This window comes from Dolomitihabitans soli, assembly GCF_022213955.1.
GTDB classification, from domain to species: domain Bacteria; phylum Actinomycetota; class Actinomycetes; order Streptosporangiales; family Streptosporangiaceae; genus Streptosporangium_A; species Streptosporangium_A soli.
In genome coordinates this window covers 201,359-221,322 of sequence record NZ_JAKNTW010000020.1, presented here as the reverse complement: position 1 = coordinate 221,322, position 19,964 = coordinate 201,359, and the positions used below count along the sequence as shown (strand labels likewise).

At 71.4% G+C, this 19,964-nt stretch carries 18 protein-coding genes; 7 read left to right on the top strand and 11 right to left on the bottom strand.

Translation table 11 applies throughout. The features are described from left to right. Nucleotides 1-58: 58 nt before the first annotated feature. Nucleotides 59-1,321, bottom strand: coding sequence for an ROK family protein (locus MBA17_RS32595; RefSeq protein WP_238500690.1), 1,263 nt, complete (start codon nucleotides 1,319-1,321; stop codon nucleotides 59-61). Between the two features lie 89 nt (nucleotides 1,322-1,410). Between MBA17_RS32595 and MBA17_RS32590 the strand changes: the two genes are divergently transcribed. From MBA17_RS32590 to MBA17_RS32580, 3 genes are read left to right on the top strand one after another with little or no spacing between them, the layout of a single operon-like run. Then, entirely contained in the window at nucleotides 1,411-3,618 is a 2,208-nt protein-coding gene (locus MBA17_RS32590; RefSeq protein ID WP_238500688.1) for an alpha-N-acetylglucosaminidase, read from the top strand. 8 nt (nucleotides 3,619-3,626) lie between these two features. Further along, the gene (locus MBA17_RS32585) at nucleotides 3,627-4,529 is read left to right on the top strand and encodes an N-acetylmuramic acid 6-phosphate etherase (protein ID WP_238500687.1); all 903 of its coding nucleotides are present in this window, start codon (nucleotides 3,627-3,629) and stop codon (nucleotides 4,527-4,529) included. Then, on the top strand, nucleotides 4,526-5,536 hold the full coding sequence (locus tag MBA17_RS32580) for an N-acetylglucosamine kinase (protein ID WP_238500686.1): 1,011 nt from the start codon (nucleotides 4,526-4,528) through the stop codon (nucleotides 5,534-5,536). Before MBA17_RS32585 ends, MBA17_RS32580 begins: the two co-directional genes overlap by 4 nt. A 147-nt stretch (nucleotides 5,537-5,683) precedes the next feature. On the opposite strand, the gene MBA17_RS49795 is transcribed toward MBA17_RS32580, so the two are convergent. The 3 genes from MBA17_RS49795 to MBA17_RS32560 form a co-directional block, all read right to left on the bottom strand. Continuing rightward, complete coding sequence (locus tag MBA17_RS49795; RefSeq protein ID WP_274386290.1) at nucleotides 5,684-6,667, bottom strand: isopenicillin N synthase family dioxygenase; 984 nt, start codon at nucleotides 6,665-6,667, stop codon at nucleotides 5,684-5,686. 136 nt (nucleotides 6,668-6,803) lie between these two features. Continuing rightward, the gene (locus tag MBA17_RS32565) at nucleotides 6,804-7,691 is read right to left on the bottom strand and encodes a hypothetical protein (protein WP_238500684.1); all 888 of its coding nucleotides are present in this window, start codon (nucleotides 7,689-7,691) and stop codon (nucleotides 6,804-6,806) included. After that, a complete protein-coding gene (locus MBA17_RS32560) occupies nucleotides 7,688-8,044 on the bottom strand; it encodes a hypothetical protein (protein ID WP_238500682.1) in 357 nt (118 codons plus the stop codon). Before MBA17_RS32560 ends, MBA17_RS32565 begins: the two co-directional genes overlap by 4 nt. Before the next feature lie 96 nt (nucleotides 8,045-8,140). Between MBA17_RS32560 and MBA17_RS32555 the strand changes: the two genes are divergently transcribed. Next, on the top strand, nucleotides 8,141-11,959 hold the full coding sequence (locus MBA17_RS32555) for a CHAT domain-containing tetratricopeptide repeat protein (protein ID WP_238500680.1): 3,819 nt from the start codon (nucleotides 8,141-8,143) through the stop codon (nucleotides 11,957-11,959). 71 nt (nucleotides 11,960-12,030) lie between these two features. Here MBA17_RS32555 and MBA17_RS32550 read toward each other — a convergent pair whose 3' ends face one another. The 6 genes from MBA17_RS32550 to MBA17_RS32525 all read right to left on the bottom strand — a co-directional run bounded on the left by MBA17_RS32550 (nucleotide 12,031) and on the right by MBA17_RS32525 (nucleotide 16,469). Next, entirely contained in the window at nucleotides 12,031-13,275 is a 1,245-nt protein-coding gene (locus MBA17_RS32550; protein ID WP_238500677.1) for a cytochrome P450, read from the bottom strand. Further along, complete coding sequence (locus tag MBA17_RS32545; protein WP_238500675.1) at nucleotides 13,272-13,880, bottom strand: GTP-binding protein; 609 nt, start codon at nucleotides 13,878-13,880, stop codon at nucleotides 13,272-13,274. Before MBA17_RS32545 ends, MBA17_RS32550 begins: the two co-directional genes overlap by 4 nt. Continuing rightward, complete coding sequence (locus tag MBA17_RS32540) at nucleotides 13,861-14,220, bottom strand: DUF742 domain-containing protein (RefSeq protein ID WP_238500670.1); 360 nt, start codon at nucleotides 14,218-14,220, stop codon at nucleotides 13,861-13,863. The genes MBA17_RS32545 and MBA17_RS32540 overlap by 20 nt, the downstream gene beginning before the upstream one ends. Then, nucleotides 14,217-14,636 (bottom strand): roadblock/LC7 domain-containing protein, encoded by a 420-nt coding sequence (locus MBA17_RS32535; protein WP_238500668.1) that lies wholly within the window; start codon nucleotides 14,634-14,636, stop codon nucleotides 14,217-14,219. Before MBA17_RS32535 ends, MBA17_RS32540 begins: the two co-directional genes overlap by 4 nt. A gap of 105 nt (nucleotides 14,637-14,741) precedes the next feature. Continuing rightward, entirely contained in the window at nucleotides 14,742-16,127 is a 1,386-nt protein-coding gene (locus MBA17_RS32530) for a sensor histidine kinase (protein ID WP_238500667.1), read from the bottom strand. 138 nt (nucleotides 16,128-16,265) lie between these two features. After that, nucleotides 16,266-16,469 (bottom strand): hypothetical protein, encoded by a 204-nt coding sequence (locus MBA17_RS32525; protein WP_238500663.1) that lies wholly within the window; start codon nucleotides 16,467-16,469, stop codon nucleotides 16,266-16,268. Nucleotides 16,470-16,813: 344 nt separating this feature from the next. Between MBA17_RS32525 and MBA17_RS32520 the strand changes: the two genes are divergently transcribed. After that, nucleotides 16,814-18,391: an RICIN domain-containing protein gene (locus MBA17_RS32520; protein WP_238500661.1), complete on the top strand. Its 1,578-nt coding sequence runs from the start codon at nucleotides 16,814-16,816 to the stop codon at nucleotides 18,389-18,391. A 170-nt stretch (nucleotides 18,392-18,561) separates the two neighbouring features. Here MBA17_RS32520 and MBA17_RS32515 read toward each other — a convergent pair whose 3' ends face one another. Then, nucleotides 18,562-19,080 (bottom strand): MarR family winged helix-turn-helix transcriptional regulator, encoded by a 519-nt coding sequence (locus MBA17_RS32515; protein ID WP_238500659.1) that lies wholly within the window; start codon nucleotides 19,078-19,080, stop codon nucleotides 18,562-18,564. A 100-nt stretch (nucleotides 19,081-19,180) separates the two neighbouring features. On the opposite strand from MBA17_RS32515, the gene MBA17_RS32510 reads away from it, so the two are divergent. Both MBA17_RS32510 and MBA17_RS32505 read left to right on the top strand, forming a co-directional pair. Continuing rightward, complete coding sequence (locus MBA17_RS32510) at nucleotides 19,181-19,381, top strand: pyridoxamine 5'-phosphate oxidase family protein (protein WP_238500657.1); 201 nt, start codon at nucleotides 19,181-19,183, stop codon at nucleotides 19,379-19,381. Beyond that, nucleotides 19,378-19,860, top strand: a complete 483-nt coding sequence (locus MBA17_RS32505) for a nitroreductase/quinone reductase family protein (protein ID WP_238500654.1) — start codon at nucleotides 19,378-19,380, stop codon at nucleotides 19,858-19,860. The genes MBA17_RS32510 and MBA17_RS32505 overlap by 4 nt, the downstream gene beginning before the upstream one ends. Nucleotides 19,861-19,964 lie beyond the last annotated feature (104 nt).

Below are 19,964 nucleotides of genomic sequence, written 5' to 3'. Positions count from 1 at the left end.
CCTATGTGCGATACCGACATCGGGCGCATCGTGTCCGCAGGCGTGGCTTTCGATGCCTTCATCGAGCCTCCTGAAAACCGTTTCTTCCCAGGTCGAACCTGGTGCGCTCGATCTCGTCCAGTGAGTGGCGCAGCGCCCCGTGGACGACGGCGTCGTCCCGCAGCGCCGAGACCTCCAGGGCCGGCTGGTCCAGAAGCTGGTCTGCGAGGTGCCGCCGGACCGCCGTGAGCAGCGTCTCGCCGCATCTCGCCAAGGGTCCGCCGATGACCACAAGCCGTGGGTTGAGGATCGCCCGGAGCACGGCCACGCCTTTGGCGAAGCGGCTCGCGACCACGTCGATCGCCTCCAGAGCCGGCGGTGCGCCGTCGGTGACGGCGTCCAGCACGGCGTCGAACGCGCGTTCCCCGGCGGCGTCGATCCGGGCCAGCAAGGGGTCATCGCCGGCGCGGCGGGCTGCGGCCGTGGCCAGGCGCACGATCTCCGCGCCGCCGACCACGGCCTCGAACGGGCCGAGGCCGTGCGGATGGCGGGACACCGTGGCGGGTGCGGCTCCCGGCGCGTCCGCGAACAGGTCGAGGAAGCCGACGTCGCCGGCGTCGTTGGAGGTGCCGCGGTAGAGCTCGCCGTTCAGCACGATCCCGGCGCCGACGCGTTCGCCCCAGTGGACCATCACCAGGGAGTCCTCGCGCCGTTCGGCGCCTCGCCATCGTTCGCCCTGGGTGGCCAGCTTGACGTCGTTGTCCAGGTAGACGGGGCAGCCGAGCGACTCCTCCAGACGGCGCACGAGGAGGTCGCCGGTCAGGCCGGGCATGCTCGGGATGAGCTTGATGACCCCGGTCGCCGGGTCGACTATGCCGGGAGTGCCCACCGAGGCGAACCAGAGGTCGCCGGTCCTGACGCCCGCCTCCTGCAGTGCCCCCCGCACCGTGGACAGGAGCGTCTCCACCACCTCGGCGCCGCTCGCCCCGCCGCCGAGCGGTGTCACGTCGGCCGCGGTGACCGTCCCGGCCAGGTCCGAGATCGCCACCCGCAGGTCCTGCGGGCTGATCGACAGGCCGAGCACGTGGCCCGCCTCCGCCCGGAACCGCACGAGCTGGGCGGGCCGTCCCGCCCGGGTGGAGTCGCGATCAACGGAACCGAACTCGACGAGCCCCTCGTCGACCAGCGCGTTGAGCGAACGGGCGACCGCCTGCCGGGACAGCCCGACCGCCTTGGCCAGCGCGGACACGCTCATGCTGGTCTCGGTCCGCAGCCGCCGCAGGATGGCCACGGCGTTGACCTCCCGCATGAACCGCGTGCCGGCGGCGACCAGCTGCTCCATGACCTCTCCCGTTGCTCGACCGATGTGCCGGTACGCTAGCATAATAATTATGTACTGTATGTAACTAATTATCGAGGGGGTGCGGTGCGATGCCGGACGATGCCGAACCGCTGTGGGCGGACGCCGTCCACGGTCTCGCCCATCGCGTTCTCGGAGCCGCGGCCGAGTCGATCCGGTTCGCCGCGTCCGACGGCACGGGACGTGACCATGGCGCGGGACGCGGCTACGAGTACGCGGCCGGTGGCGGGGAACTCACCATCGCCGCGACGGACGGGGTGAGCGCGTCCGTCGCCCTCCACCACTACCTGCGGGAACGCTGCGGTCTGTCCGTGGGCTGGGACACCGTGCTGCCGCTGCGGGTGACCGCTCTTCCGGACAGCCCGCTCCGCCGGGGTACGGCGCGCGTCCGCGAGGGGTACTACCTCAACTTCTGCACCTTCAGCTACACGATGCCCTACTGGGACTGGACCGACTGGGAACGCGAGATCGACTGGATGGCTTTGCACGGCATCACCATGCCGCTCGCCATCACCGGCCACGAGGCGGCGCTGCACGCGGCCTACTCCCGCCTCGGCCTCGACGACCACACGATCCGCGGCTTCCTGGGCGGGCCGGGCTACCTGCCGTTCCAGTTCATGGGCTGCCTGGACGGGTTCGCCGGTCCGCTTCCCGCGTCCTGGATCGAACGCCGTCGTGAGCTCGGGGCGCGCATCCTCGACCGTGAGCGCGCCTTCGGCATGACGCCCGTGCTCCCGGCCTTCACCGGACACGTCCCACGCGAGATCGCGTCGTCGTCGGCGGGGGCCGGCCGCCGCGACTGGCAGGGGTTCGAGACCTGGGTCCTCGACCCGGCCGACCCGCTGTACGAGCGGATCGGCACCGAGATCACCCGCGCCCAGATCAAGCTCTTCGGCACCGATCACCGGTACGCCGCCGATCCGTTCATCGAGATGATCCCGGTAGACGCCGACCCGGCCTTCCCGGGGGCCGTGGCGGCGGCGACGCTGGCCGGTCTGCGGGCCGCCGACCCGGACGCGGTCTGGGTCATGCAGGCCTGGCCGTTCTCCTACCAGCGGGAATTCTGGACCGAGGACCGTGTCGCCGCCTTTCTCGGCTCGATCCCGGGCAATCGGATGCTCGTGGCGGACCTGTGGGCGGAACACGACCCCCAGTGGGACCGCCTCGACCAGTTCTCCGGGAAACCGTGGCTCTGGTGCGCGCTGCTCAACTTCGGCGGCCGCACCGACCCGGTCGCCGACCTGCGCGGAGTGCCGTCCGCGATCGACGCCGCGCTGGCGTCGCCGAGCCCGCCCACCGGCCTCGGCCTGGCCATGGAGGCCACCCGCAACAACCCCGTCTTCTTCGAACTCGTCGCCGACCAGATCTGGAACCGGGTCGCCGACGTGGACGCCTGGCTCGACGCCTTCGTGACCCAGCGGTACGGCGGAGCGGGCCGGTGGACGGCCGAGTTGCGGGCGGCCTGGCACGGGTTGCTGGACACGGTCTACGACGCCCGGGGCATGCGGATCTTTCCCGAGCAGTTCAACGGGACCCTCACCGCCAAGCCCTCGTACACGGGGCTGCCCGGCAACGTGGCGGAGTCGCGCGCCGACGTCGCCCGCATGCTCTGGTACCGGCCCGCCGTCCTGGTGCAGGCGTGGGAACGGATGATCGAGGTGGCCGAGCACGATCGTGGCCTGACGGCCGGCCCACTGGGGCACGACCTCGTCGAGGTGGGCCTGGCGTTCATGAGCAGGATCGCCGACCGGTACCGCCTCGACGCCGTGGAGCGGTCGGTACACCTCGGCGCGGGCAGCCCGGCGCATCTCGGCCGGTTCCTGCGCGTCTTCGACGACCTGGACCGGATGCTGGCCGCCCGGCCCGAATACACCTTCCAGTCCTGGGAGGCGAAGGCGCTGTCCTGGGCCGCCGGCCCGGCCGACCGCGAGGTCCTGCTGGACAACGCCCGCCGCGTCATCACGGTGTGGGGCACCACGGACAGCCCGCTGCTCGACGACTACGCGGGACGGCACTGGGCCGGGCTCGTCGGCGGCTACTACCGCGACCGCTGGGAGTTGTGGGCCCGCGGCCTCGACCGCGCGCTCGCCACGCCCGGCGACCACCACGAGGCGGAACTGCGGGAACGGCTCCGCGAACGCGCCCAGCTCTTCCTGCGGGAAGGCCCGGCGTCGCCCCCGGACGATCTGGGCGACCTCGCCACGGAGTCGCGCCGGCTGTTCACCGCGTACGCGGGCCAGGCCGGCTCGCTCGACCGTCCGTCCGACCACGATCGATGAGGAGCACGATGACCCAGGTGGCACCACCGACCGAGCGCCGGAACCCACGCACCGCCGACATCGACACGATGGAGACCCGTGACGTTCTCCGGCTGCTGCGGGAAGAGGACGCCAGGGCGGTCGAGGCCGTCGGCGCGGCGACCGGCCGGCTCGCCCAGGCGGTGGACGAAGCGCATCGCCGGCTGGTCCTGGGCGGGACGGTGCACTACTTCGGCGCCGGCGCGTCGGGACGGCTGGCGGTGCTGGACGCCACGGAGATCACACCGACCTTCGGCGTGCCACGCGACCTGTTCACCGCCCACTTCGCCGGTGGGCTCGCCGCCGTCACCGACTCGTCCGCCGATCACGAGGACTCGGCGGAACTGGGCGCCGCCGACGCCGCCGCACTCGACGAGACGAGCGTGGCGATCGGGATCACGGCGTCCGGGTCCACCCCGTACGTGGCCGGCGCACTTCGCGCGGCCCGCGCCGCCGGCGCCCTCACGGTGCTGGTCACCTGCAACCCGGACGCTCCGCTGCGTGAACTGGCCGAGATCAGCGTCGTCGCCGCCACCGGCCCGGAGGCGCTGACCGGCTCCACCCGGCTCAAGGCGGGCACGGCGACCAAGGTGATCCTGAACTCCTTCTCGACGGCGCTCATGATCAAGGCCGGCCGGACGTACGGCAACCTCATGGTCGGGCTGGTCGCCACCAACGCCAAGCTGCGCGAGCGCGCGGTGAGCCTGCTCGCCGACGCGACGGGCGACGACGAGGCGACCTGCCGCACCGCCTTGACCGAAGCGGGCGGACAGGTCCCGGAGGCGCTCGTCCGGCTGCTCGCCGGTTGCTCGCCCGCACAGGCACGGACCGCGCTCGGCACCCACCCGGGCGTACGGGCGGCCGTCGCCGCGCTCGACGGACACGTTGTATGAGCCGAACCGGCTTGGCCGGCGTGGATGTCGGCGGCGGAGGGGTCAGGGTGCGGATCGAGGCCGGCGGGTCGAGCGCCTACGGGGAGGATGCGGCTCCGGTCCCACGCGAGAAGGGCAGGGTGGACCTCGACCGGCTCGCGGCACGGATCGCCGGGGTCGTCGAGGGCGCGGCGACCGGCCTGGAGGTCGACCGGTTCGCCGGTATGGCGATCGGCGTGACCGGGCTGCCGGGCCTGGTCAGGGACCCGGGCAGGCTCTGGTCCGCGTTGCGGGAGCGATTCGGCCTGGGCACGCTGGTCGTCACCGGGGACATGGTGACCACGCACGTCGGAGCGCTCGGATTCCGCCCGGGAGTCGTGGTCGCCGCGGGCACCGGCGTCATCACGCTCGGCACCGACCTGGCCGGCGTGTGGAACCAGTCCGACGGGTGGGGACACCTGCTCGGCGACCACGGCGGCGGCGCGTGGATCGGCAGGGAGGGCCTGCAGGCCGCACTGCGCGCGCACGACGGCCGGAGCGGCGGGTCGCCCGCCATGCTCGACCATCTGACGGCCCGTTTCGGGGACCCCCTCGACCTGGTGGCGCTCGTCTACGAGTCGGGATCGGCGGCCCACCACCTCGCGTCGTTCGCCCCCTCCGTCGCCGAGGCGGCGCGCGCCGGGGACCATGTGGCCCGGCGGATCTGGATCGAGGCCGGCCGGCACCTCGGCCAGACCGCGGTGGCCGCCGCGTCCGGGCTCGAACCGGACGTCTCCTGGGGCGGCCGGCTGTTCGACGCCGCGGACCTCCTGATGGAGCCGTTCCAGCACACCGTCCGGATGCTCCTTCCCGGCGCCCGCCTCACCCCACCGCTGGGGACCTCCGCCGACGGTTCGCTCGCCCTGGCACGGGCGGCCGCCGACGGTTCGATCCAGCCCCGCCACCCTTACCTCTACGTCTTCGCCGACCACCGGACCCCGGCGCCGGGCGGGTCGCGCGTTCCGCGTGCTGGAGAAGGGCCGGCATAGTGACTTCCTCGACGGTTCCGGTCGGCTGCCGTGCCGAACGGGACGAGTTCCGCTCGCCGTACGGGGGATCTCGACGACGCTCGCGAACCCGTCCGGCGAGTGTCAGGGGGCGGGGTCCCGATCGTTCGGGGTTGAGCGTTTCGCGGCTTAGAGGACGTCTTCGCGCAACGCCGGGAACACCTTCGACACCTTCCCCAGCAGATACTCCCCATAGGTGCCGGAGAACGCCCGCAGGTCCCGCCCGTCCCAGCGCGGCCGTCCACCGTCGTCCGCGACGGCGGCCCGTGACGGCAGCGGCGGCACCTCCGCGTCCCACCCCGGATCGAAGAAGAACGGGAACGACAACCGCCCCCGCCCGCTGACGTTGAGAACCCGGTGCGGCGTCGACCGATACCACCCCCCGGTCAACCGGTCCAGCATGTCACCGATGTTGCACACGAACGTCCCCGGCAACGGCGGCGCGGCCACCCACCCCCGCGGCGTCGCCACCTCCAGGCCGCCGGACTCGTCCTGCGCCAGCAACGTCAGCAACCCGTAGTCGGTGTGCTCACCCACCCCCCACGCATCGCTGCCGGGGGGAGCGGGCGGGTAGTGGAACACCCGGAACAACACCGTCGGATCCGCGGTGTACCCCCGCTCGAAGTACTCCTCCGCCAAGCCCAGGCTCAACGCCACCCCGCGCAGCACCGCCTGAGCCACCCCGCTCAGCGCCGCCAGCCACTCCAGTACCGCCTCCCGCAGCTCCGGCACCCCCGCAGGGAACAGATTGCGCCCGTGCAACGGCAACCCCGCACGAGGATCGTCCTCCGCCACCTCGGTGCCGAAGTAGATCCCCTCCTTCAAATCCGGTCGCCCCGACGTCAGCTCCCCGCCCACCGGGAAGAACCCCCGCCACGCCCGCCCGCCCCGCGCCATGGAGATCTCCATCTTCTCCGCCGGCGGCAACGCGAAGAACCTGCGGCTCGCCTCCTCCAGACGCGCCGGCAATCCCTCCGGCACCCCGTGTCCCGCCACGTAGAAGAACCCGCTGTCCCGGCACGCCCGCTCGATCTCCGCCGCGACCCGCCGCCGCTCGGCGACCGCCCCTCCGCCCGTCAACGGCCCGACATCGATCACCGGCAACGTGTCCATGACCATTAGCCTGCCCCCACCTCGCCGGCCCGCAACCCCCGGCCCCGCTCGAACTCCGCCGCGAAGGTCTTCTCACGCGAGTCCACAGCGCCGCCGCCCACGGTACGGCCGACCCCGCGGGTGCGTCGAAGCGTGGTCAGGCGCCCTTGCGCAACGTCCGGGTGACCTGTTCCCCTACGTCAGGGGTCAGCGGAGCCTCGCCGGAGGCCACGCCCAAGGCGGTCGCGAGGTCCCGGCCGTGGACGTCGACCGTCGCTTCGAGGAGTTCCGCGAAGCCGGCGGCGGCGTCTCGTCCGGTCCGCCATGCCAGGAGGGACATCACCGCTCCGGCCGTCAGCGCGGGCCACCACCAGACGCCGAGCAGGAGGTAGAGGACCGCCCAGGCGGCCGTGTTCGTCGCCTGCTCCAGCCGGCCGTGCGCCAGCCGCAGCTCGCTCCGGGTGGTGTCCGGGATCACCAGCCACAGGCGCGGCCAGACGGTGACCAGGTCGAGCCGGTACTGGCCGTGGACACGGGTCTCCACGGCGCCGATCCGGTCGCCCATCCACGTCGCCCGGCCCGGCCTGGCCGGCGCGATCCGGTTCCTGGCGGTGGCGAGTCCGGCGGCGTACGGCGACGGCGGACCGGGCGAGCTCACCAGCGCGGCGTGCTCGTCGTGCAGCCGTTGCCAGCGTGCGCGCCGCCGCGCCACCAGCGAGCGCGCCGGGGCGCGGTCCGGCGGCGGCCACTGTCCGAGCCAGATCCGCTGGACGCCCCGGGCCAGGCCGCGCACGGCCAGGCCGACGGCGGCGGACGCCAGCAGTACGGCCGGCAAGGCCAGTCCGACCGCGGCCGGACCCTGCCGATCGAGGGCGGTCGTCAGCTTCGTCGCCGCCGCGACGAGGCGCGGGACGTCGTTCCAGGCGCCATGTCCGAGCGTTCCGCCGGCGGCGCACATCCCGAGGAACAGCAGCCCGGGAAAGAGCGCATGGGTCAGCCACCGGTCGGTCAGCTTCTTGGCCAGCTCGGTGAGGAAGGCGTTCATGATCCGAAGGGTCGGTGACTCAGCGGCGCGCCGTACACCGAGCAGAGGGCCACCGGATCACCGGGCGGCCTGACCCAGGTTCGCGAACAGCGAGCTTCCGGGCACCCGTACAGTTCCGTGGCGGGCCGGCCGTCGCCCAGTCCCGGAATGCGCAGGCCGGGCTGACGCGTGGTGCCCGCCGGGATGCCGAGGCGCCGCAACAGCTCGATCCGCCGATCGCGCACTTGCTGGCCGGCGCGGACGGCGGTGAGGAGGGAGTCGAGCGCCCGGCTCAGCCCATGCCGGGACGCGAGGTCGCGCAGTTCGGTCAGCTCCGCGCACAGCAACCCGAGCTGGTGGCCGTCGTCTTCCATGAGATATGCCTCCGCAGGACTCCGACCGTGCGAAACTTCACCAACAATAAGGGCATAACCGGCTGACTCGCGGGAATTTGCTGAAGGCACAGGGACGTGAAACGGCGGACATCCTGGATCGAGCGCGTTTACCGATATCGGCTGACGGCGGCCCTGTTCCGGCTGATGGCCATCGTGTATCCGTTCCGGGCCATTCGACTGCTGATGACGCAAGGGGAGCGGTTCGCCTGCCGGGCGCGGCTGGGCGAGGAGGCGGACCCGGCCCTGCTCGATCGGATCGTCGGGGTGAGCCGGCGGCTGGTGGCGTATTCACCCGAGTCCGGGAAACGCCACCCGCTATTCCTGCTCTGGCTTTCCCACGACCTGAGAACGCGTTTTCTGCATACCAGTGCCCAGCACGACCTGGACGAGGCGATAAGCGCGGCGAAAAGCTCCCTGCGAGCCATCGCGCCGGAGGATCCCACGCGCCTGCGGCACCTGGCGGCCGTGAGTGAGTGCCTGGCCCTGCGCGGGTTCTGGCTCAAGGACGCGGACGCGCGCGAAGAAGCGATCGGACTGCTGGTCGACGCGATGTCCGGGGCCACCGGCGCGATCGCCCGCGAGCGGCTGAGCCTGCTCTGCGAGACCCTGCGGGAACGCGTCGAGCAGGGCGTTACGGCAGGGCTGACCGGTCCGTTGCGGGCCGTCCGGGAGGCCGTGGCGCGACTGCCGCCGAACTCGCCGACGGATGACCTCGCGGGGCTCGGCGACGCGCTGTGCGGCGGGGTCGCCGACACCGGGGACCGGGCACTGGTCGGCGAATCCGTCGCCTTCGCCAGGGCGGTGCTGGCGCATCTGAGTCCCGCGGACCCGGCGCGGCCGTCGCACCGCGCGAACCTGGCCGGGCTTCTCTACACCCAGGGCGTCAGGGACGGTGCCGCCGAACCGCTCGCCGAGTCGGCCCGCCTGCGGCGGGAGACGGTGGAGACGACCCCGGCCGACGACCCCGGACTGCCCTCGCGGCTGGCCGTGCTGGGCGAGGTCCTCCTGACCCTGCACGATGTGGGCGGCGCCACGGAACCGCTGGATGAGGCCGTCACCGTGTATCGGCGGGCACTCGAGCTGAGCCCCGACGGCGATCCGGGCCGTCCCGCTCATGCCGCTCACCTCAGCAACGCGCTACGGCAGCGGTACGGCCGGCACGGCGACCGGTCGGCCCTCGCCGAATCGGCCGACCTGGCCCGGCAGGCGCTGGAGGCGACTCCCGGCCACGATCCCGCCCGTCCCAACCGCCTGAACCTGCTCGCCATCGCACTGTGGTGCTCCTTCGAGGCCGGCGGCGGGCTCGCCGTCCTGGAGGAGGCCGTCGGCCTGTCCCGGCAGGCCGTTCGAAGCGGTGCCGGCGACGATCCAGACCATCCGGTATATCTCGCCAACCTGTCCGGGATGCTGAACGCGCGTTACGGGGTCGCGGGAGCCGTACAGGACGCGCGCGAGGCCGCCGATGCCGGGCGCCGGGCGGCCGCGGCCGCGCAGGACGGGAACCGGCACCTGGCGTTGTCCACCCTCGCCCGCGCCCTGGCGAACCTGTACCGCGCGACCGGCGACGCGGACGTTCTCGACGACGCCGTGGCAGCCGGGCGGGACGCCCTCTCGGCGATCCCGGTCCATTCCTCCTACCAGGAGGGATATCGCTCGGGGCTGGCCCAGCACCTGCTCGTGAGATTCCTGTGTTCGGGGAATCCGGCCGATCTGGACGAAGCCGTCCGCCTCGCCGGGCAGGCGGTGACCGCCGCTCAGCCGCAGGCGCCGGACCGGTGGTGCTACGCCCTGAACCTCGGTGACGCCCTGTTGCTCCGCTCGGTGGCCGAGGACGACGACGCCGCACTGACGGAGGCCGTCCGGGTCCTCCGTGACGGGGCCGCCGGCACACCTTCGGAAGATCCCGACCGGGCGCTCTGCCTCAGCTCACTGGGCGGCGCCCTGTGGCAGCGGTTCCACCGCACCGGCGACGCCTCGGTGCTGGACGAGGGCGTCGAGGCGCTGACCGAGGCCGTCGCCGGCACCCCGCGCGGCAACGGGATCCGCAGGGAGGCGCACGCCAATCTGGCGCTCCTGCTGTGGGCCCGCTTCCAGGCGGCGGGGGACCCGGCCGACCTCGACCAAGCCGTCGCCACAGCGCGGCGGGTCTGCGCGGACATTCCCGACGGGCACCTGCATCGCCCGCTGGCGCTGATGAACCTGGGTGAGATCCTGGACGGCCGCTTCCAGGCCGGCGGCGATCCGCGGGACCGCACGGCGGCGGTGACCGCGCTCCGGCAGGCCGTCGCGGCCGGGCCGGGGGAGATCCGCATCCGTATCGAGGCCGGCGGCAAGCTCGCCGACCTGGCGGCGGACGCGCGCGACTGGTCGCTGGCCGTGGAGTCGCTGAACGCCGCCGTTCGCCTCCTCCCGCGACTGGCTCCCCGTCACTTCCGGCGGCACGACCAGCAACGCGTGCTGACCCGCTTCCCCGGACTGGCCTCCCGCGCGGCGGCGGCCGCGTTGCACCTCGACGAGCCGCACCTGGCCTTGGAACTGCTCGAACACGGACGAGGCGTCCTGCTCTCCCAGGCGCTCGACGTCCGCGGTGAGCTGACCGACCTTCGCGGGCGGTCACCGCGACTCGCCGAGGAGGTCGACCGGCTCAGGGACGCCCTCGACGGGACGGCCGGCTCCCTCTCCGCGCCGGTCACCCTCGGGCGTTCCGCCGCCCAGCCCTCCCCGCGGCTCGGCGACGCCTGGGACCGGCTCGTCGGGGAGATCCGCCGGCTCCCCGGCATGGAACGCTTCCTGCTGCCTCCGTCGGCGGACGAGCTCACCGCGATCGCCGCGCGGGGACCGGTGGCCGTCGTCAACACCAGCCGCTACCGCAGCGACGCGATCCTGCTCACCCCGGCGGGCGTTCAGGTGGTCCCGCTGCCCGGACTGCACCCGGACGAGGTGCCCGAACGCGTCAAGGCGTTCGGCGACGCCATCGAGATCGCCCGGGACGACCACGCCGGCCTGCACGCCCGCCGCCGCGCCGAAGACGACGTACGGGAGACTCTTGGCTGGCTGTGGGACACGATCGCCGAACCGGTGCTCGACGGGCTGGGCCTGCACGGCCCGCCCGATCACGGTGCGCCGCCGCCCCGCATGTGGTGGATGCCGACCGGGTCGCTCGGTTTCCTGCCCCTGCACGCGGCCGGCCACTACTCCCGTCCGGGCGAGACCTCGGACACCGTGCTCGACCGCGTCGTCTGCTCCTACACGCCGACCCTCCGGTCACTGGCACGGGCGAGGTCGGCACCCGGTGACCGGGGAGAGGCGCGCCCGCTGGTCGTCGCGGTGCCCGGCGCCGCCGGCCACCGGCCGCTCCCTGACGTCCGGGCCGAGGCCGACATCGTCACGGCCCGCTTCGCCGGCGCCCGCAGACTCCTCGCGGACGAGGCCACCCGGGAACGGGTGATGGCGGAGATGGCATCCGCCGGATGGGTGCACTTCGCGTGCCACGGCGACAGCGATCCCGCCGATCCCTCCGCCGGCCACCTGGTGCTCCACGACCGGCCGCTGTCCGTGCTCGACATCGCCGGGCTGCGCATCCGGCACGGGCAGTTCGCGATGTTGTCCGCGTGCGGCACCGCCCAGGGGGCCGTCACACTGGCCGACGAGTCCATCCACCTGGCGGGGGCGTTCCAGCTCGCCGGATACCGCCACGTCATCGGCACCATGTGGCCCATCGCCGACGACGTCGCCGGCATGATCGCCACCGAGGTGTACGCCACCCTCCACGCGAGCCCCTTCCCCCGTACCGACGCCTCCGCCACGGCCCTGCACACCGCCGTTCAGCACGCGCGCCGGCTGTGGCCGCACACCCCGTCGATGTGGACCTCGTGGCTGCACGTCGGTGCTTAGCGCCGTCCGCCGACGAGACGCGGATCAGTGGTGGACCGGCCACCGGTCCACCGCGGCGATCGACGCCCGGCTCATCTGACCCCTCCCACGACGTAGCCGGGGGTGAACTCGACCGGCAGGCTGGACAGGCCGCGCATCTGGAGGGAGGTCCGCCAGACGAGTGCGTCGGCGGGGACGCTCAGCATCACGTCCGGGAGCCGGTCGAGGAGTACCTCGACGGCCGTGTGGGCGATGATCTCGGCGATCTCCGGGGCGGGGTGCGGACACCCGTGCTCGCCGTGGCCGAAGGCCATGTGCGCGTGATTCCCCGCGGATCCGCCGTAGGAGTCCGGGCGCACCTGCGGATCGGCGTTCGCGGCGGCGAGGCCGAGAACGAGCGCGTCTCCGGCCCGGATGCGCTGCCCGCCCAGGTGGGTGTCCTGAACCGCCCAGCGGCCGATGGTGCTCTGGCCGGGGGGGTCCTCCCACAGCACTTCGTTCAGCGCCTGGCCGGCACTGCGGCGGCCGCCCGACAGCGTCACGGCGAACCGTTCGTCGGTCAGCATCAGCCGCAGGGTGTTCCCGATCCAGTTGGCGGTGGTGTCCTGGCCCGCGGTCATCGTCACGATCAGGTCCTGGATGAGCTCGTCCTCGGTGAGTTTCGCGGGGTGCGCCAGCAGACGTGAGCACATGTCCGGGCCGGGGCGCTCGCCCTTGGCGACCAGCAGCCGCTGCATCGTGGCCTGGACCCGCTGGAAAGCCTCCATGGCGCCCTCGCCGCCGTTCAGCGACGCGCTCACATCCTCCACCAGGTGCGGCGCGTCGGCGTCGGACAGACCGAATATCGTGGCGACGACCAGCAGCGGCATCGGATGCGCGTAGTGGGCCATCAGGTCGGCCTTGCCGCTTCCGGTGAACGCGTCGATCAGGCGGTCGGCGGTCCGTTCGCACTGGGATCTCAGCTCGAACTGATCGACGGCTGCGAGGGCGTCGCTGATGGCCCCGGCGCGCCGTTGGTGATCGGCTCCCTCGGTGAACAGCATGGACGGCTGGTAGCTGACGAACGCCAGCAGGGGCCAGTCGGGCGGAATGCGATCCCAGGCGTTCCAGCGGCGGGAGTCGCGACCGAAGAGCCGCGCGTTGCTGACGACGTGGCGGAGCTCGCGATACCCGATCACCAGCCACGCGGGTATGTCGCCTTCGAGCAGGATGGGGACGACGGGCCCATGCCGCTGCCGCATCTCCCGATACAGCCCGGCCGGATCCTGGTGGAACCGTGGTCCGTACAGCTTCATGGCTCCCGCGTGCGCGTCTGGCGAGTGGTGATCGTTCGTCATGAAATGCTCTCCCGGGCGGAGGACAGTGTGGAGAGGTGGTTGACGAGAGCGATCAGCACGGCCTTGCTGGACTCACGCCGGCGAGCGTCGCAGTCGATCAGCGGAACGTCGCCGGAGAGGGACAGCGCGTCCCGGACCCGTTCCAGCGGATGCGCCGGTTCGCCGAAGTTGTTGCGGGCGACGATGAACGGCATGCCGTGGTGCTCGAGGCGGTCGATGGCGTACCAGGAATCCGCCAGCCGGCGGGTGTCCACCAGGACGACCGCGCCCAGGGTCCCCGAGAACAGCCGGTCCCACAGGAACCAGAACCGTTCCTGACCCGGCGCGCCGAACAGGTACAACACCATCTGCTCGTTCAGGCTGATCCGCCCGAAGTCGAAGGCGACCGTGGTCGTGGTCTTGGTCTCCACGCCGCTCGCGTCGTCGACTCCGACGCCCGCCCGCGTCATGGTCTCCTCGGTGCTGAGCGGGCGGATCTCGCTGACGGAGCGGACCATGGTCGTCTTGCCCACGCCGAACCCACCGACGACCACGATCTTGAGACCGGTGGTCGTCGTGCTCCGTAGCGGCGTACGGGCGGGTTGCTCAGAGCTTCTGAAGTCCAACGAGCACCTGCTTCAGGATTTCGAGGTCGGGCAGTTGCGCCTTGGCGGGAGCCGAGGGCGGATGACGGGCGGTGATGCGACCGGTGTCGAGCAGGTCGCACAGCAGGATCCGCACGACGCTCACCGGCAGTCCCAGCTCCGCGGAGATCTCCACGACCGCCGTCGGCCGGTGGCACATCCGCAGGATCCTGACGTGCTCGGACTGCATGCCCGGCGTCGGCTCGCATTCGCTCACGATCAGCGAGACCACGTCCAAGGAGTTCTCGTCGGCGCGGCTGCGGCCGCCCGTGACGGTGTACAACCGGTCCGGGTTCTCACTGTCGACCCGCCATGAGGTCATAGCGGCCGGCTGCTCTGGCGTGGGTCACGCGGTGGGGCGGTCAGATACTCGCCGATCTGCTCCACCAGCTCGTTCATGTTGTGACCGATGACGCCGGGGTCGGCGTCGTCGGCCGCCACGACGGCGAGGTGCGCCCCTTCTCCCGCTTCCACGATGAACAGCAGCCCGCCGTGGAACTCCGTCATGGACTGCCGCAGCCCGCCGGTGCCATCGCCGAACTCGACGGACGCGCCATGCGACAGACTCTGGATGCCCGAGGCGATGGCGGCCAGCTGATCGGCACGGTCCACACTGAGCCCGTAGGTGTGGGAGAGCTTGAGGCCGTCCTTCGACAGCACCAGGGCGTGCCGGGTCTGGGGCGTCCTCTCCAGAAGGTTCTCCAGCAACCAGGCGAGGTCGCGATCTGAGGTTCTCATCGGGTATCCGGGGCGGTGATCCGGGCGTTGGCGCCGGACGGACGGCCCCTCCCTCCAATCTGTCGTTCTTGCTTCATGCGGTCCGGTGGCGAGGGTCGGGGCCGATCACCGGGTGTCGTCCGCCGGGGGCGTAGTGGGACCGCCTCCCCGGCTGGCCTGGCGGAAGGCGCTGAACCTCGCTCCGGGATCGGAGTGGGGCCGCTCGGTTTTCGCCGTCGGGGGAGGCGGCGAAGGGGGCGGTGACGCCGGGGACGCCGCCGCCAGGGTCTGCCCGCGGCGGCGTTTGGGCAGCCCGTACAGGTCGTCATCCGTACTCGTCTCGGCGGGCGCGGCGGCCACGGGACGGGCGGGGCGCGCGGCGGGAACCCTCGCCGCGCGCGGCGCGTCCATCCTGGGGCTTCGTGCGACCTGTGTGACCAACTGCTGCGGGATCATGACCACGACGCCGGTGCCGCCGCGCGAGGACGGCCGGAAGGAGACGGTCAGGCCGTGCTTACGAGCCAGGCAGCCCACCACCGCCAGACCCAGCCGGGTGCCGGACAGCGTCGTCAGGTCCAGCGGCTCGGCGGAGACGGCCTTCTGGGCGCGGCTCAGCGCGGCGGCGCTCATGACCAGACCGCAGTCCTCGACCGTGATCACGACACCCGCGCTCACGTCCTCCACGTACACGTGCACCTCCTCGGACGGAGGCGAGAAGCTGGTGGCGTTGTCCATCAGTTCGGCGAGGGCGTGCATGACGCCTTCGGCGGCGTACCCGGCGACCGCGACGGTGCTGGCCGAGTGCACCCGCACCCGCTGGTACGCGCTGATGCGGCCCACCGCCCCGCGCAGAATGCTCTCCATCACGATCGGCTTGGTCCAGCGCCGGCCGGAGCGCGCACCGGTCAGCACGGCGATGCTGTCCGCCAGCCGACCGGCCTGCGCGGTGCTGTGGTCGAGCTTCAGCAGGTCGCCGAGGACCTCCTCGCTGTGCCGGTCCTCCATCGCCCGCAGGTCGGCGAGCATGCTGGTCGCCAGAGCCTGGACCCGGCCCGCGGCGTTCGCGCAGGCGGACATCGCGGCCGCGCGCATGCGCTCACCCTTGCCGACCTCCTGGGCGAGCGTCCACAGGATGCGCTGCTGGTTCCGGTCGGCCGGTTTCGGTATCCCGGCGAGCGCGGTGTCCGCCGACGCCCCGTCGCGCAACCGCTGCACCAAGACGGGCAGCGTGTCATCGGCCAGCCGGGCGACGTCCGCGTCCATCTCCGCGAGACGGTCGCGGAGGTGACGTGTCCGCTGCGCGCCGTACACGGCGAACGAGACGGTGACGCACAACAGGACGGCCGCCGCCCCGAGACACCAGGCCACGAGCGTCTGCCCCGCGGCCGGCGTCTCCGCCACCACCCACAGGCACACCCCTCCGGTGATGATCACAGCAGCCGGCAGCACGAGCAGGACCTGACCCATCGGCGGACGCTCTGCCAGACGGCGAATGGGGGTGTGTGCTGACATCTATCAGTTCCTCGTCGGCGGTCGGCGGCCCAGGTGTGGTCGCCCCAGATTCGGGAAAGGCCGGGTTGTACGGCAATGCGGTATTGAAACTCTTGATCGGATCGTAGTGGAGATATGCCGTACTTTGTTAGCGGATGGTCACTGATCGCGACAGGTGGCGATCGAACGGGCCGCACTGGATTCCGCGGACGGCGAGTCGCTGTGCAGGAGGGTCTGAGGACCCAGACCGGCCGACTCCAGTGATCGCCAGAGGGTCCGGTAGAGATCTTCGTGGGCGATGGCTTCGGGCGGCACGGAGTGGGCGCGCTGGACGCCGACGACGCCGCTCGCACCAGTGCCCACTGACCGGTCTCCTTGTTCGCAGGGTGGCCGAATTGACAGTGGATCTTACTCTATGCGCACTAGATCATATCAAGTCTGCATGAGTGGTGAATCTACGGGACATATGGGTTGATATTGCCCCCGCCGGCCACCAGTCGCTCGTCCTACGCGGACGAAGGACGAGGTCGGCGGGGACGGCCCTCGGCCGTCGTGAAAGTTTCAGGCGGGTGCGGTACGGCGGCGCAGCTCAGGGCGTTTTCTGGATGAAAGCTGTTCCATTACATCGAACGCCGTTCTACCTTATGCCATCAGGGAGGCGGTAAGCGCTTTCCTGGAAGGGAGCATCCTTCATGGTGCGTAAAGCGATGACGCGGGGGCGAAAGCTCGCCGGCATCCTCGTGGCGGCGGTCGTCGGTGTCGGTGGAGCGGGGGTGGTCGCCGGCATGGCGACCGCGGCGGCGGCGCCCTCGGCCGGCGTTCACACGATCGTCAACGCGGGGAGCGGCCTGTGCGCGGACATCCCCGGCGGGAGCTCCGCGGCGTCGGTCCAGCTCGTCCAGCAGAGCTGCGCGGGAGCGGCGAGCCAGCGGTGGACGCTGTCCAGCCAGGGGAGTGGATACAAGCTGGCCTCCGTGCACAGCGGCAAGTGCGCGGGCGTCGTCGGGGCGTCGACCAGCGCGGGCAAGGCCGTACAGACCGAGGATTGCAGCGGCGCCGCCTCCCAGACGTGGCGGTTCGAGGAGAACGGCGACGGCTACCGGCTGGTCAACGTGAACAGCGGCAAATGTCTCAACGTCAAGGACGGCGCCTCCTCCTCGGGCGCCGGTCTTCAGCAGAACTCCTGCGACAACGTGACGAGCAAGCAGTGGCGGCTGAGCCCGACCGGCGGCCCGACCGAAGAGCCGACCGGAGAGCCGACCGGAGGGCCAGAGCCGACGCCGACACCCACCCCGACCAGCCCTGACGGCAACGCCGGCGGCCTGGTGGGCTTCGCGACCATGAGCGGGTACGGCCGTACCGGAACGAACGGCGGAGCCGGCGGTCCGACCGTGACCGTCGGCGACTACGCCCAGCTGGCGGCGGCCGTCGCCGACGACGCACCCCGGATCGTCCGGGTGTCGGGCACGATCAGCGGCAACGGCGCGGACATGCTGGACGTCGGATCGAACAAGACCATCATCGGCGTCGGGTCGAACGCGACGATCAGCGGGTTCGGGCTCGATGTGAACGGGTGGGGCCCGGAGGAGGTGGTGTGGGGTGGTTCGCTCTGCGACCCCGCCGAGAAGGACCGGTTCGGGCACGTCCAGAACGTGATCATCCGCAACCTGTCGTTCAGGAACTCCCCGGATGACTCGGTCAACGTGCAGTGCTACTCGCATCACGTGTGGATCGACCACAACACGTTCTACGCGTCCGCCGACGGCTCGGCGGACATCAAGCGCGGCTCGGACCTGGTGACGGTCTCGTACAACCGGTTCGTCGGCACGGACAAGTCGATGCTGCTCGGTCACAGCGACAACAACGGCACGCAGGACAAGGGCTATTTGAAAGTCACGTATCACCACAACTGGTTCGACGGGTCGAACACCCGCCACCCGCGGGTGCGGTTCGGCTACGCCCACCTGTTCGCCAACTACGTCGAGGTCGACGACTACTTCATCGGCCTCGGCGTGGACGGCAAGATCTACGCCGAGAGCAACTACATGAAGAGCGCCAAGACGATCACCCAGGACTTCGGCAACGCCGGCCTCACGTGGACCGGCTCCAACTTCTACGACACGGCCACGATTCGCCGGGCGAACAGCAGCGGAAGCACCATGAGCGACTGGCTTCGCGCCGACGGCAGCGTGTCGCCGCCGCCGTACGCCTACTCCGCCGGTTCCGCGTCCTCCAGCCCGCCGCCTGCGGGCGCCGGTGTCGGGGGCGCCGACACGATCCCCTAACGATCACCTGGGCCGCGGCCTCGCCCTCGGCGAGGTCTGACCGGGGCGAACGCCCACTCCGGCGGGCTTTCCCGTCCGTACCCCCACGGACGGGAAGGCCCGCCGCGTTCGTGGTCGGCGAAGAGGGATCTTCGTTTCTGAGCTCGCCGGACTGCGGGTGAGTCCTGGCCTCAGCACCGGCCCCGGAAAGACGCCGCCCTGCACTCTGTGATGATCTCGGCCATCGCGCCGAGGAAGTGCTTGCGGCCGTCGGGTGTGAGCGGCGAGATGAGGCGGTTGAGCTCCGCGGTAACCTCGGCGTGGAAGGCGACCGCCGCCTGGTGGCCGGCGTCGGTCAGCGTCACCTGCAGGGCGCGCCGGTCGCCTGGCACGGGTGAGCGCCGGGCGAGGCCGCGCCGCTCGGCCCGGTCCGTGAGGCCGGTGAGCGCGGCCTTCTCCACGCCGAAGCAGTGGGCCAGTTCGGCCATGCCCCTGGGGCCGTTGAGCAGGACGCACAGGAGCTTGGCCTGCACGGGAGTCAGATCGTGGCGTTCGGAGACGCGCGCGTACATGCTCTGCACGAGGCCGGTGAGCTGAACCAGCCCGGTGGCGACGTCCAGCTGGGTGTCGTCCGTGCCGGTGTGTTCCGTTGCGGGTCCTTGCCCTGCTGCCGCCCCTGTGGCCGCGATCGTTTGCCCCGTTTTGGTCACATCGCTATGGTACACGGCGAATATGGTTAATGGCGCGTACAGTATGCTTCGTTAATGATTGCGGCCGTGTGTCGCTCATGGCGTGAGGAGGAGGCCCGAGATGTCGTTCAGCGAAGCAGAGATCGCCTATCTGCGGTCCCAGCGGCTGGCCCGCATCGCCACCGTCTCGGCCGATGGCCAGCCGGACGTGGTGCCGGTGGGGTTCGAGTTCGACGGGACGTACGTGTACGTGGGCGGCGTCGATCTCGTGGTGCGACCACGCCACCGACCGACGAGGCACAACCAGGGAGAGGTCACATGAGCTTCGACACACCTGCGGGAACCCGTGGCAGCCGCCAGCCTGGCGGATGGGCGTTCCGATGGTTGAACAAGGTGATGGCCAGGCGGATCCGCCGTACGAGCGGCGGCACGTTCATGGGCATGAACGCCCTGATCCTGACGACCACCGGCCGTAAGAGCGGACTGCAGCGAACGACTCCGGTCGGCTACTTCCCCGGCGAGGAGGGCAGTTGGCTGATCGTGGCGTCGGCGGCCGGGGCGGCGGGCAACCCGGCGTGGTACTACAACCTCGGCGCCCATCCCGACAAGGTCCAGGTAGAGGTGGCGGGCCGCACGGTGTCGGTGATCGCCGAGCAACTCCATGGCGGAGAACGCGAACAGGCCTGGGAGCAGATCATCGCCGCTGCGCCCCGTTTCGCTCAGTACCAGGAGAAGACCGACCGGGAACTACCGATCATCCGTCTGGTGCCCCGATCCGGCGGAGAGGCATCGCAGGAATAGAGCCATGTAGCTCCGGCCAAGCGCACTGCCCCGGGGCGGTGGGCTCCTCATGGCTGCCACCGCGGCTGCCCGGTCTCGTCATGACCGGGCACTCCCCGGCGGCC

Coding starts and splice junctions, on each gene's coding strand:
- MBA17_RS32550 (WP_238500677.1), bottom strand. CDS start 13,275: ATGACGAACGATCACCACTCGCCAGACGCGCACGCGGGAGCCATGAAG.
- MBA17_RS32590 (WP_238500688.1), top strand. CDS start 1,411: ATGCCGGACGATGCCGAACCGCTGTGGGCGGACGCCGTCCACGGTCTC.
- MBA17_RS32510 (WP_238500657.1), top strand. CDS start 19,181: ATGTCGTTCAGCGAAGCAGAGATCGCCTATCTGCGGTCCCAGCGGCTG.
- MBA17_RS32580 (WP_238500686.1), top strand. CDS start 4,526: ATGAGCCGAACCGGCTTGGCCGGCGTGGATGTCGGCGGCGGAGGGGTC.
- MBA17_RS32585 (WP_238500687.1), top strand. CDS start 3,627: ATGACCCAGGTGGCACCACCGACCGAGCGCCGGAACCCACGCACCGCC.
- MBA17_RS32565 (WP_238500684.1), bottom strand. CDS start 7,691: ATGAACGCCTTCCTCACCGAGCTGGCCAAGAAGCTGACCGACCGGTGG.
- MBA17_RS32505 (WP_238500654.1), top strand. CDS start 19,378: ATGAGCTTCGACACACCTGCGGGAACCCGTGGCAGCCGCCAGCCTGGC.
- MBA17_RS32520 (WP_238500661.1), top strand. CDS start 16,814: ATGACGCGGGGGCGAAAGCTCGCCGGCATCCTCGTGGCGGCGGTCGTC.
- MBA17_RS32530 (WP_238500667.1), bottom strand. CDS start 16,127: ATGTCAGCACACACCCCCATTCGCCGTCTGGCAGAGCGTCCGCCGATG.
- MBA17_RS32540 (WP_238500670.1), bottom strand. CDS start 14,220: ATGACCTCATGGCGGGTCGACAGTGAGAACCCGGACCGGTTGTACACC.
- MBA17_RS32595 (WP_238500690.1), bottom strand. CDS start 1,321: ATGGAGCAGCTGGTCGCCGCCGGCACGCGGTTCATGCGGGAGGTCAAC.
- MBA17_RS49795 (WP_274386290.1), bottom strand. CDS start 6,667: ATGGACACGTTGCCGGTGATCGATGTCGGGCCGTTGACGGGCGGAGGG.
- MBA17_RS32560 (WP_238500682.1), bottom strand. CDS start 8,044: ATGGAAGACGACGGCCACCAGCTCGGGTTGCTGTGCGCGGAGCTGACC.
- MBA17_RS32535 (WP_238500668.1), bottom strand. CDS start 14,636: ATGAGAACCTCAGATCGCGACCTCGCCTGGTTGCTGGAGAACCTTCTG.